A 12,210-nucleotide genomic window follows, 5' to 3' on the forward strand; every position below is an offset into this window, starting at 1 on the left:
GAAAATATTTTATAGCAAATTTACGTCAAGATCTTCGCTTCTTGATATTAGAAATAAAAGGTTGTGAACTAGCACTCAAAATATATGTTATTTAGACCAGTTTCTGTTTCAAATATCACCCATTTTTACACTTTGAGAAAATATAATACCCATATTGACAGTCTAAACAGTTCAATACATAACCAAATACAACTAAAAGTAAAATAACCACTCTGTATAAATAACATGGGGTAGGTATTTTTTAGGGTAAAAAACAGACAATGTAAGTAAGAGAAGAGATAAGAATAGCAACAATAGAAAGGGAGGTAATATAGAAGAATAAAAAACGCCCTGCTATTCATTCACAGCAGAGCGCAATAATTCATTTATTAATTTAGGCTATTTAAAGCTTTATTAATAATTAGACATGTGCAGATGTTGATAATGTGTTCAGATCTTTATCTAACAAGAATAAAGCTTTTCCACTGTCACCAACCATTGCTAATTTATCAAGGATTGATTTGAATAATTTTTCTTCTTCATGCTGCTCTGCAACATACCATTGTAAGAAGTTAAATGTTGAATAATCCTGAGTTGTCATTGCAACATGCGCTAATTTATTAATCTCAGATGTAATATGTTTTTCATGTTCGTAAGTTTTATCGAATAACTCAGATAATGATGAAAACTCAGCAGGTGGAGCTTCAATCGCCCCAAGTAAAGGCATTGCACCTGTATCACTTAAGTAATCAAATAAGCGGTGCATATGTTCCATTTCTTCACGAGAGTGAGCTTTTAAAAATTTAGCAGCCCCATCAAATCCTTTATCGTCGCACCAAGCACTCATTTGCAAATACAGATTTGCCGAATAAAACTCTAGATTTAGCTGTTCATTCAATTTGTTGATCATATCTTGATGTAACATATTTTACGTCCCTTGCGATGAAAATTAACATTATGGATATTATGCACAGTTAAAAATAAAAATATAGCTATTTAAGTGTGCTTTTATTTATTTTTTTCAATTAACTAGCCGTAATAAAAATAAAAACCAATCTCATTTGTAATATGTTTTTAATACTATTAAAAAGCTAAATAGTATTTATTATCATTAAGACAAAACATGTATTTAATCATTGCATAAAACAACCTAACGTATTGAAATATATAAATATAATATTTAACTTTTGACTTTTAATTTTAGCTTTTATATTTATTAACTTTTTCTTTATAATCCAAGAAATTAAAATTAGCATTAAATAAAAATCATATTCCAATCATTAAAAAATATTCAAAAATAAGCTTTACCCTATATCAATAAATATATACAACGTAATATCTACAATAATCATCATTAGAAAAATAAAATATCCTTCTATTACTTGTTATCATTCCCTATTTTTTTATGATTTCTATTTTATATTGCTACATATTTATTTTTCAGACAGCAGTTTTTTTCACTCTTTTCACGTAAAAAAATACATAACTCTCAAAAAATAAAAATAATTCCAATTTTTGTGCAGTTTTTCATTTTGACTGATAAGATTAGTAGGTAACTCATATTTGTATGCACAAAAAGTTAATATAAAAGCCCTAATCATAATAAAAGGTTAATTAGGAGCCACTATGACAAAAACAGTGTTAGTACCCGTTGATTTTACAGAGCTTGGTTTATTAGACAAGGTTGTGTCTCATCTAAAAGCATTGTCTGTCGCTGACAAATTGAATATTCATTTTTTATCAGTCATTCCAAGTTATGAGTCTTTTGTCGGATTTGCATTCGCAGGCCAAGATAGACTAGCAAGTGACAAACAACGTATTGAAATTGCATTATCCACACTAAAAGAAAATTTATCGCACATTGATATTCCCAATAGTACAACTCAATTTTACGTGTCTATAGGCAATCCTCGCGATAAAATTTTAGAAACCGCAAAAAAAATTCAAGCAGAGCTGATTGTCATTGGTTCTCGTAATCCTGGTATGAAAACTTATCTTCTAGGTTCTACCGCATCTTCAGTGGTTAGTTACGCAGAATCATCTGTATTAGTCGTGCGTTAATCACCCACTTCCTGCTTCCATAAGAAATCTGGTATTCGTCATAAGCCAGATTTCTTATTCTTTTCACCATAAAATCCATTCAAAATGATATTTTATTTTATCCTGTTTATTTTTAAGAGTAATTATTAAAAATATATTCTGAAGCAATAAGATAATTATTAAAAAATGGCTAGAAATACAGTCACTTTAATGCTTTTTATATAAACTCTTATATTAATAATCTCTTAATAAATTTATATTGTTCATGATGTTAAATTATGTAAAGATACTTTTCTATTAAGGCTAAATTTAATCAACAGAGTAAAAGGAATTAAAATGAATAAAGAACTTTCTGAAAAATGGCAAGAGCGTTTTTCATTTTTTGATAAATATGGCTCACCTAAAACGCCAGAATTTAAAGCTGCTTATAAAGAACTCTCCTTTGGTAAACGTATTCTTATTGGAATGAATATCTGGGCATTTTTCTTTGGTTTTATTTACTTTCTTATTTTAGGTTTATGGCGCAAGGCATTAACATTATTTGCTATTAATATTGCCATTTTTACTATTATTGGTTTTTTACCTGTAAACAATGGTGTTATCAATGCTGTGGGTATCGCAGTTAACATTTTATGGGCGATAACAGCCAACTATGCATACTACTTAAAAGAAACCAAAAATGATCAAAGTTGGAACCCGTTCGAAGGTGTTCTGTAATAATAAAGGGGCAACGCCCCTTTATTTTCCCTTATATCTTTTTTTTTAATAACACTATATCCTCTTATCCTTATTTCATAGTAATTTTATCCATTACTCTATTTAAATATTTTCATCTAATTTACTAAAATAGAAAATAATGAAATAACACTAAAAGTTCGTTTTTATCTCAGAAGAGCACCTTGTTAATGCGCTATAATTCATTAACGCTAAATTGGGGAAAACGTATGTCTGAACACTTTCAAGGTAAATTTGAAGCTGAACTAAAATATCACCTTCAAAATCCACAAAATTTTATTAATGAATTAAAAAAATCAGGAGCCACATTATTTACATCTGAGAATAAAGAAACAGATTGGTACATGGAACATGATAATACTGAATTTTCAACTGCAACCATCAGTTTATGCGTAAGAAAAATGCTACCCTCAAGAATAAATCTTCTTATCGTTAAAGGCCCTGATTTATCACAATGTGAAGCCGTTCGCATCGAAGATGCAGAAAAAACAGTCTCTATGTTTACGACACTTGGCTACCATTGTATTCTCAATTATACAAAATCAAGAGAAATCTATTTTCTAGATGAGTTTCATATCACTATTGATAAACTAGATAAATTAGGCTCATTTGCCGAGTTTGCTATCATGACGGACGACCAAAGCAAACTATCACTCTACACGGATCAATTAAGACATTTAGCCGCAAAATTTGGTTTTACAGAAAAAGATCTTGAGAAAGATAACTATAAAACACTCATGTTAAACAACCTCAAATCATAAACAATTTTATTCAGTAAACATCTCTATAAAAATAATTAAAAACTTTCTCATCTAAGCATCGATATGCTATCAACAGATATTGATGCTTTGTCATTTCTAATGCTTTTTATCTTACTCACTAACAATAAAAAATGGGGTTTAAATAGAAGATTTATTTGAATCCTATATTTATTACATTTATCCAATAATTTTATTTTCCTTATCTTAAATAAACCTCACTCTTAGTCAAAAAATGTCATTTAGATCTAATTTTAAAGATATTTTTGCAATACCACTTATATTAATACACTGTTTTTACTAGAATTAGTAAAAAAATATATTAACAGGAGGGTTTATGCTTGAAAATTACCTTAATATCTTTATTAAGGCAACTTTTGTTGAGAATATGGCATTAAGTTTCTTTTTAGGAATGTGTACTTTTCTTGCTGTTTCTAAAGAAGTAAAAACCTCATTAAAACTAGGTCTTACTGTTACTGTCTTACTTATTATTGCTACACCTATCAACAACTTAATCTATCATTTTATCCTAAAGAAAGACGCGATAGTTGAAGGTATTGATCTTAGCTTTCTTAGATATATTACTTTTATTGGCGTTTTAGCGGCACTAGTTCAAATTTTAGAAATGTTTTTAGATAAATTTATCCCTTCACTTTATCATTCATTAGGGATCTTTTTGCCTTTATTGACTATTCATTGTGCTATCTTTGGTGCCACCATTTTTATGGTTGAACGTGATTACACCTTTACTGAATCAGTGATATATGGTGCAGGATGTGGCATAGGTTGGTTACTTGCAATTATAGCTCTCTCAGGTTTACGTGAAAAAATGAAATATTCAGACATTCCGAAAGGATTGAGAGGATTAGGGATCACATTTATCACAGTAGGATTAATGTCACTTGGTTTTATGTCATTCTCTGGCATTTCACTTTAATAACTTGTTTTTATCTTTAATATTATGTGAAATTTTCATACATCATTAGGATCATTCCCGATGTGATCTTTATTTATAGGCGGAGGGATTATAGCCCTTCCGCTTATAGCGATTTCGTCTGATTTCTTATTTTTTATCTATTGCAATCTTTTTATTTCTCTCTCATTTATAACGTTAAGTTCTCTTATTTGTTCTATTAAATAAACAAAAAATAATTTAATTTATTGCTGTTTTAATCATTATTAATTTTTTATTTTATAAATAGAAATACTGGCATTATTTAAATCTAATTGTTCAAAAATCAACTAGTCAATCACATAAAGTTAATAATAAATCAACAGGTTAACTATATTCCACGAAGGTGATCTCTTTTATATCATTTTTATTATTTATCTTTAACTTTTAATATTTAAGAAAAATTAATTAAAAATCAAAGTGTTACAAAACAAATAAATACATTTAATAAATTTATTAATCAGAACAATAAATAAGCATAAAGAATATTTATAAAATGCCGATACTATTTTTTAGTATTTGAAAAAATCAAAAGGATATATGGCATTAAATCAAAGAGTGACCTAAAAACATATTTTCATTTGTTTTTTAATTCTTTGTCTATACCAGTTACAGGAAGTAAAAATAAAACTTAAAAATCAATAAATTACACAGTTATATTTTTATGAAAAAGGAAATAACATTACATGTTTAAGAACTTCAAACAACGTTATTTGCCAAACGTCTCTTTTAATATGTCGAGTTTAAAAACAACCACCCTAGTTTGGCTTATTACAGGCTCTTTAATCTTACTTCTTGGGCTAGCTTGTGTTTTATTTCTCTCTTCAGTTAATGATTACAAGAGAAACTTAAACACACTAAATAATATCTACCATGAACAATCACTACTAAGCAATACTTGGGAAAATCTACTACAAACACGTAATACCTTAAATAGGGCTAGTTCTCGCCACTTATTAATCATTAATAAAATGGCTACCGCAAATACTGACATCTCCTCATTATTACAACAAACTAAAGAAAAACTTCAGCACGTTGAAAATGGATGGGAAAGTTTCAAGAATTTTCCTCATAATGTTGAAGATCAAAGTTATATACAACAATTAGAGCAGAAATATACTGAGCTTAATGCCGCGCTCATTGAATTTTTAGCCTTTCTAGAACAAGGCAAAACATACGAGTATTTAAATCAACCAACACAAACCTATCAAGACAATTTTGAGCAAGCCTATACTAACTATCATCAACAGCTAGAAAATTATTACACGGCTTCATTGGGTGAAGGAGAATTACTGTACGATAAAATTATTTATAGCTTAATCGCTATTTCAATATTAATTGTTATTTTTTCTTTCTTAGTTCAAGTTGTACTACGAAAAAACTTTATTTCACCTTTAAACGCTATAATGAAAAATATCGAAGATATTAGTAATGGAGAATTAGCGACCGATGTCACCACAAAAGGTCTATATGAAATAAATATTCTCACTGCCAATATTCAAAAAATGCGAGATCAGATAAAACGGATCGTCAATAACATCAATCACAGCTCAGGTCTTATTAATTCAGAATTAAGTGATATTGCTGTTATGAACAATAATCTTGCTATTCGTGTTGAACAACAGTCAGCAGCTGTACTCGAAACCTCCGCAGGAATACGACAATTAAGCGTTACATCAAAACAACATGCAGAAAATACACAAGCATCATGTGAGCTAGTAACAAAAACAGATACGATGATCCATCAAAGCAATGAAATGCTCGCTAACGTTGTTGAAAATATGCATGAAGTTGTCACGTTCTCTGAACAAATAAACGACATTACCTCTACAATCGATAATATCGCCTTCCAAACAAACCTATTGGCTTTAAATGCTGCCGTAGAAGCGGCAAGAGTCGGTGAACATGGAAAAGGTTTTGCTGTTGTTGCTAAAGAAGTAAGAGAATTATCTATTAGCTGTAATTTGGCATCAAAAGAGATAAAAGTACTTGTCGCTAATTCAAGTAAAAAAATAAATCAGTGTTTTCAGCTAGCCGCTGACGCAAACGATAATATGGTAGATATTTCTAAACATACTGAAAATATTAATGAAATGATCCACGATATTTCTATTTCTACAAATGAACAAAGTAATGGTATTGCCCAAATTGAAGATGCAATAAATCAATTAGATCAAACCACACAAGCTAACTCAACAATGACACGAGAATTAGTCAGTTCATTAGATTCTTTGCAAACACAATCAGATAGACTAAAACAAGAATTAACTGTTTTTCATCAGTAAATGTTAAGTCTACTCACAGCATAAAAGCTATCTTAATCTTAGGATAGCTTTCTTATTACTGATTTAACCCAATATTAAAAATGGCTAAATTCAGGGATCTCTTTTTTACCATGTGACTCTAGAAAATCTAATACCCTTCTTGGAGTTACATTTAATATACGCTCTTGTGGAAAATCTATTTGAGCTAATACTTCTAATACTCGATCAAAATTTCCTAGTGAAGAAGCAATGTGTGAGTCAGAGCCTAGTGCAATTAATCCTCCTGCATCACGTACTGCTTTCGCTATTTCTATGCAATTCTTCTCACTTCCTACTCTAGAATGAATAAATGATGAGTTATTCATTTCTAAAGCAACGTTGTAAGTAGCAGCTGCTTTTGCAACTTCAGCAATATCTATTGGATATTTCGGATTCCCTGGATGCGTAATCATTTGGACACAGCCACTTGCTATTGTTGCAATTAACGCTTTTGTATTATCAACAAGGCCTAATGAACTCATTACTGGATCATGAAAACCAGCAAGTACAATATCTAATTTCTTGCTCATTTTCTCACTACAATCTGTTTCACCTTTAATATTTTTAATATTCGCTTCTATACCATAAAGAATACCAACACCATCAATAATACGAGGGATCACAGGTAAGTTAGAAAAATGCCATTCATGAGGTGCATCATCCATATCTGGGCCATGATCAGTAATTGCAAACAACTGAATTCCCTGCTTTTTAGCTTGCTGGAAATATTCACTAACTGTACTGTAAGCATGTGTACTAGCAATAGTATGAGCATGTAAATCAACGGGATACATAAACAACTCCTTTCTAAAAACACCTTATGAACATCGATAAGATGGCTTTTATTGAATATAAGATCTATCTAGAATTAATTATCAATTCCAGTAAAAATACGTAATAACCAACAAGCAATGTACTATCTACTGCACTTTTTCTCACATTAGCAAGAAATGAAGATAAATTTTAATAAATATGCTTTAATCTTTAACATACTATTTAATATCAAATAGATAAATAGAGTTTCACTTTAGTACTATACACAGGGATTTTGAAAACACATTATATTGTGTAATTTCATGTTAAACCTAGTTTTCAACTTTATAAAAGGCTATTTATGTTCAACTATCCAGCAGTCGCTCATTTTGATAAAGAAAGTGAAACTTACGAAATTACCTACCGTGATTTTGATAATATACACGCTGTTGCTTATACAGAAGATGATATTGAACTAGAAGCCTCTGATATTTTACATGTGGGTCTTGAGGAGTTTATTGCGAGTAAACAGCCTATTCCTGCTCCATCCAAAGCCCAAGATGGTGATTTTATTGTCTACTTACCTCTTATTAGCTGTTTAAAAATTGCATTACATAATGCGATGTTAGAAACAAAGACAAAAAAATCCGATCTTGCAAGAAAGATGAATTTAACGAGTGCGCAAATAGAGCGTTTACTTGAAATTAATCAAACCTCAAAAGTAGATAGTCTAGAGCAAGCACTTTATTTATTAGGCTATGCTATTTCTGTCAGCGTTAATAAAGATATTAACCAACAATAATAAAAAAAATAAAAATGGCTCTAAATTGATTAGAGCCATTCGTACTAGATTATTTCACAACAAGCATACAGGATAATTAAAGCTTTTTACTTGCTAAGAAATTCGCATGGTTTGTATAAATAGCGATGATATCTTCACCACGCCCTACTAACCCAGCAACCTGATTTACCATATCCAGATGATCTTCAGCATAATTATCTTTGATCAGTTTACCTAATCGCATACTTGTACGACCTACCAAGCCATCATTTTCACGCTCAGTAAAGAATGCACTTAATACACGCATTGCGGCATGAGTAGGATCCAGTAAATTGCCTCTTTCACCAGCAATCAAACCTTGGATATAGCTACCAAATGAATAGTAATGAACGCCATTTACGATTTCTTTACCTTCACCACCACGAACAGCTGGCAACCCTTGTGGGTACTTTTTATTAAATTCAGTTACATTTTCAGTTGTTAACGCTTCTAATGCAGCGACAGCATCTTGTGGATTGCCACGATTACCTGAAAATGCAGAAATAATAGTACCAATAGCTTTCATTACTGCATCAGCAATATATTCTGGCACACTATCCTTGCGCATAATACGTCGTACTAAATCTGCAATTTCTGAACCGTGGTTTACACCATTAACAGAAGTAACAGAAGCAATGCTCTTCGCATGTTTTGCAGCAACATAACGGCAAGCTAATGGGCCTTGGCTATGACCGATTAAATTTACTTTTTTGGCTTTCGTTTCTTTGAGAATTTTTTGCACAAATTCCCAAAGTTGTTCACCACGAACTTCGTTAGAGTTAAATGCAGAAAGAGATGCGGTGAAAACTTTATGGCCATCTTTTTCTAAGGCATCGGCGATACCATAAAAATAAGGATAACCGACGATATCATCAAAACCAGATAAACCATGAACTAAAATAATTGGATATGTAGTTGACATATTTTCCACTCCTTGGGTTTAAATTAATCTATTTAATTTGCTAAACATCCTATTAGCAATACTTAAAACAACACTTAGAATACAAAGTTTAAAATACAACTTTGAAGTACAAAAATTATAGTAAGCATCGTATTTTTATACCTTAATTGTTCTAAGTGTTTTTAGCTTAATCTTTATTTTACGATCGTAAAGCATTATTTTAATTTTTTATTTATAGTCTTAATTAGCACCCGAGAAAATCAGCATACCTTCAATCATACCTTCTGCTTTTTTCAGTTTTTTTCCAATATATGTATCCGAACATTGATCATATTTTGCAAGCTGAATAAACGTTTTACCAAAAACATAATAATTAATAAGCAACTGATAGTCCTTTTTATTGTGCGCCATCAATCTTTTCATTAAGTCATTAATAATATTAGCATTATGATGAGTACATTTTTTTCTTAACTTTATACGCTCTGGAATAATTTCTTTATTATTCAATAGATTAATGGCATTTTGATCATTAGCCACCCATGTTCCCCACGCTTCTAAAGTTTTTGAAATATTTTCCATATTAACATCCTTATTTTCCATAAAGTAATAATCGCATCCTGCAATCATTTGATAATAATCCATTAACACTTAATGAATATTGATATTAATATAGTGAACAACGTGTAATTTACAACTCTGGTTTATAAAGATATTGAGTTTTTAACTTAATTTATTGATAGGAATGAAAAATAAAATAGATGCAACTAGCCACTTTAATTAAAAATTAAATTATTTTTAAATTATAAAAATATTTTCTCTTAAAATGGCTATAAATATAAAAGAGTAGCAATTATGGTAATACTTCTTCTGGACGTAAAGTGAGTACTTCATACCCTGTTGCTGTTACCAAAATAGTATGTTCTGATTGAGCAGATAACTTTTTATCTCTTGTTACAACAGTCCAACCATCTTTCTTAGTTTTTATTTTAGCGCCGCCTTGATTTATCATTGGCTCAATCGTAAAAGTCATGCCTTCTTTTAATTCAACGCCCTGTCCTTTTATACCATAATGTAGTACCTGTGGCGCTTCATGCATTTCTCTTCCTATTCCATGCCCACAGTATTCTCTCACTACACTATATCCATGACTTTGTGCAAAGCTTTGAATAGCATGACCAATATCGCCTAATGTCGCACCTGGTTTTACTTCCTTAATACCTTCCCACATTGCTTGATACGTTGTTTTTGCTAATTTACGCGCAATAGGAGATGCCTCTGGCATAATATACATTTTACTAGAGTCAGCAATGAATCCATTTTTTTCTAGTGTGATATCAACATTAACAATATCTTTGCTTTTAAGGCGCTCATCTGCTTTTGGTACACCATGACAAACAACTTCATTGATAGATGTATTTAGCACATACTCATAACCATATTGACCTTTACTTGCTGGTCTTGATTGAAGTTCATTGACAATAAAATCATCAACTTTATCGTTAATCTCTAGTGTAGAAACACCGGGTACAATAAAATCATCAAGCATTGTAAAAACTTTCGCCAATAAACGCCCTGACTCACGCATTAATTCAATTTCATCAGCCGTTTTAATCGTTATTTTATCCACTCTTCTTTCCTCTTATTCTACGTCTTGCTTGATGGCTTCTTTTTCCAGCATTTCATTGATAATCATTGGAAATGTCTTATCTGGGTTTAATTCTGCTTGAATGCCAATTTTTATCCAAAACTCTGCCTGAGCATTAACAGAGCGTGACATCACATTACTTGCTTTTCGCAAGTACTCATGTAATTCATCAGAAATTTTTACAATACCCACGCCAATCCTTATATACAAATCATAATAAAACATATACGTTCTATAATAGAATCAAACTCTTCTTCTTTCAATTGCTATTCAATACCGCCATAGGCATAAAATGCCTAAATAAAAAAATAAGGAGAAATAGGAGAAATAGGAGAAAATAAAAACTCAAAATAATGAGATCATTTTTTTATTTTCATCTACTTTATTACACCAACCCACAAATGAATAATATTTGGTCTCAAATTATCCTAAATTACAGCTGTTTATCTTAAATACAATTATCCTAAGAATTAGCTGAGAGACAAATTAGAAAGTAAACGCTAATTTGATATTAATAAAAATTAGAAACAAATCTCGCATAAATACTAAGGAAAGCAAGAATATGAATCTATTCAAAACAATCGCATCACTTTCGTTATTGAGTAGTATTTTAATACTAACCTCTGGTTGTACAACAATTGAGAGAAACTATCCCACTAGCTTAAGTGTTGCCAACGAGCAAACTGAAAATAGAGCCCTTTCAACAAAATGGGGAGAAAGTTTATCTTCTGTTACTGAAAGTGTTGAAGCGTATCGATTATCACAAACACCTTCACAAACAACATCTATATTTTATCAAAATGGAGCGCCTTCCAATTCTTATTCAAAAATTGTGCGTATTAGTGAAAGTCCAGTACAGATATCAATCTTGACTGAATACAGAAAGATAATGCCATTATATCACACACAGAATAATCAATATTTACTGTATGGAAAACAGAATGAGCGCTATATTATTTTCTTACATAACACTAGCCATAAAATAATATATGAAGCTGTTATTACTGTTGATGGCTTAGATGTCATTAGTGGAACAGCAGGCTCTTATCAAAATAGAGGTTATTTATTAAGACCTGGAGATACTTTATTTGTTGAAGGTTTTAGAAAAAATCAGCAACAAGTTGCCGCTTTTCGCTTTGGCGCTCCTGATGAAGGATATGTAAATTATAGTGCTCAAGGTGATAAAAGAAATATGGGGGTAATTGGTGTTGCACTTTTTGAATCAGAAGAAGGCTCACAACAAATGATGAAGAAATGTAGCTATTTACCAAATCCTTTTCCAAATAGTAACTATGCACCAGAGCCTTGTATCCCTTAATCTTTA

Annotated in this window: 13 protein-coding genes; 7 read left to right on the plus strand and 6 right to left on the minus strand. The window is 30.8% G+C overall.

Annotated features, from left to right (window positions below):
- Positions 1–400: 400 nt before the first annotated feature.
- Positions 401–904, minus strand: a complete 504-nt coding sequence (gene ftnA, locus ABN212_RS07185) for a non-heme ferritin (RefSeq protein WP_075673382.1) — start codon at positions 902–904, stop codon at positions 401–403.
- Between the two features lie 701 nt (positions 905–1,605).
- On the opposite strand from ftnA, the gene ABN212_RS07190 reads away from it, so the two are divergent.
- From ABN212_RS07190 to ABN212_RS07210, 5 genes are all read left to right on the plus strand, one after another.
- Positions 1,606–2,040, plus strand: coding sequence for a universal stress protein (locus tag ABN212_RS07190; RefSeq protein ID WP_072062602.1), 435 nt, complete (start codon positions 1,606–1,608; stop codon positions 2,038–2,040).
- 315 nt (positions 2,041–2,355) lie between these two features.
- Positions 2,356–2,736 (plus strand): DUF2628 domain-containing protein, encoded by a 381-nt coding sequence (locus ABN212_RS07195; RefSeq protein ID WP_023582416.1) that lies wholly within the window; start codon positions 2,356–2,358, stop codon positions 2,734–2,736.
- 227 nt (positions 2,737–2,963) lie between these two features.
- On the plus strand, positions 2,964–3,515 hold the full coding sequence (cyaB, locus tag ABN212_RS07200) for a class IV adenylate cyclase (protein ID WP_349443040.1): 552 nt from the start codon (positions 2,964–2,966) through the stop codon (positions 3,513–3,515).
- 334 nt (positions 3,516–3,849) lie between these two features.
- Positions 3,850–4,449, plus strand: a complete 600-nt coding sequence (nqrE, locus tag ABN212_RS07205; RefSeq protein ID WP_109372536.1) for an NADH:ubiquinone reductase (Na(+)-transporting) subunit E — start codon at positions 3,850–3,852, stop codon at positions 4,447–4,449.
- Between the two features lie 701 nt (positions 4,450–5,150).
- The gene (locus ABN212_RS07210; protein WP_198619653.1) at positions 5,151–6,749 is read left to right on the plus strand and encodes a methyl-accepting chemotaxis protein; all 1,599 of its coding nucleotides are present in this window, start codon (positions 5,151–5,153) and stop codon (positions 6,747–6,749) included.
- Positions 6,750–6,823: 74 nt separating this feature from the next.
- Here the strand turns inward: ABN212_RS07210 and ABN212_RS07215 are convergent, their stop codons facing one another.
- Entirely contained in the window at positions 6,824–7,561 is a 738-nt protein-coding gene (locus tag ABN212_RS07215; RefSeq protein ID WP_109372537.1) for a phosphatase, read from the minus strand.
- Positions 7,562–7,881: 320 nt separating this feature from the next.
- On the opposite strand from ABN212_RS07215, the gene ABN212_RS07220 reads away from it, so the two are divergent.
- Positions 7,882–8,322, plus strand: a complete 441-nt coding sequence (locus ABN212_RS07220) for a hypothetical protein (RefSeq protein ID WP_109372538.1) — start codon at positions 7,882–7,884, stop codon at positions 8,320–8,322.
- A gap of 76 nt (positions 8,323–8,398) precedes the next feature.
- Here ABN212_RS07220 and ABN212_RS07225 read toward each other — a convergent pair whose 3' ends face one another.
- From ABN212_RS07225 to ABN212_RS07240, 4 genes are all read right to left on the minus strand, one after another.
- Positions 8,399–9,262: a lipase family alpha/beta hydrolase gene (locus ABN212_RS07225; protein WP_109372539.1), complete on the minus strand. Its 864-nt coding sequence runs from the start codon at positions 9,260–9,262 to the stop codon at positions 8,399–8,401.
- Between the two features lie 219 nt (positions 9,263–9,481).
- Positions 9,482–9,820 (minus strand): antiterminator Q family protein, encoded by a 339-nt coding sequence (locus tag ABN212_RS07230; protein WP_349443041.1) that lies wholly within the window; start codon positions 9,818–9,820, stop codon positions 9,482–9,484.
- Positions 9,821–10,091: 271 nt separating this feature from the next.
- Positions 10,092–10,868, minus strand: coding sequence for a type I methionyl aminopeptidase (gene map / locus ABN212_RS07235; RefSeq protein ID WP_100158067.1), 777 nt, complete (start codon positions 10,866–10,868; stop codon positions 10,092–10,094).
- A 12-nt stretch (positions 10,869–10,880) separates the two neighbouring features.
- Complete coding sequence (locus ABN212_RS07240; RefSeq protein WP_109372589.1) at positions 10,881–11,078, minus strand: ParD-like family protein; 198 nt, start codon at positions 11,076–11,078, stop codon at positions 10,881–10,883.
- A 370-nt stretch (positions 11,079–11,448) separates the two neighbouring features.
- Between ABN212_RS07240 and ABN212_RS07245 the strand changes: the two genes are divergently transcribed.
- On the plus strand, positions 11,449–12,204 hold the full coding sequence (locus tag ABN212_RS07245) for a hypothetical protein (protein ID WP_198619655.1): 756 nt from the start codon (positions 11,449–11,451) through the stop codon (positions 12,202–12,204).
- The last annotated feature ends 6 nt before the right edge of the window (positions 12,205–12,210 follow it).

Origin of the sequence: Proteus genomosp. 6 (genome assembly GCF_040139785.1) — a bacterium.
Lineage (GTDB): Bacteria > Pseudomonadota > Gammaproteobacteria > Enterobacterales > Enterobacteriaceae > Proteus.

Coding starts and splice junctions, on each gene's coding strand:
- ABN212_RS07190 (WP_072062602.1), top strand. CDS start 1,606: ATGACAAAAACAGTGTTAGTACCCGTTGATTTTACAGAGCTTGGTTTA.
- ABN212_RS07225 (WP_109372539.1), bottom strand. CDS start 9,262: ATGTCAACTACATATCCAATTATTTTAGTTCATGGTTTATCTGGTTTT.
- ABN212_RS07210 (WP_198619653.1), top strand. CDS start 5,151: ATGTTTAAGAACTTCAAACAACGTTATTTGCCAAACGTCTCTTTTAAT.
- ABN212_RS07215 (WP_109372537.1), bottom strand. CDS start 7,561: ATGTATCCCGTTGATTTACATGCTCATACTATTGCTAGTACACATGCT.
- ftnA (WP_075673382.1), bottom strand. CDS start 904: ATGTTACATCAAGATATGATCAACAAATTGAATGAACAGCTAAATCTA.
- ABN212_RS07220 (WP_109372538.1), top strand. CDS start 7,882: ATGTTCAACTATCCAGCAGTCGCTCATTTTGATAAAGAAAGTGAAACT.
- ABN212_RS07195 (WP_023582416.1), top strand. CDS start 2,356: ATGAATAAAGAACTTTCTGAAAAATGGCAAGAGCGTTTTTCATTTTTT.
- nqrE (WP_109372536.1), top strand. CDS start 3,850: ATGCTTGAAAATTACCTTAATATCTTTATTAAGGCAACTTTTGTTGAG.
- cyaB (WP_349443040.1), top strand. CDS start 2,964: ATGTCTGAACACTTTCAAGGTAAATTTGAAGCTGAACTAAAATATCAC.
- ABN212_RS07230 (WP_349443041.1), bottom strand. CDS start 9,820: ATGGAAAATATTTCAAAAACTTTAGAAGCGTGGGGAACATGGGTGGCT.
- ABN212_RS07245 (WP_198619655.1), top strand. CDS start 11,449: ATGAATCTATTCAAAACAATCGCATCACTTTCGTTATTGAGTAGTATT.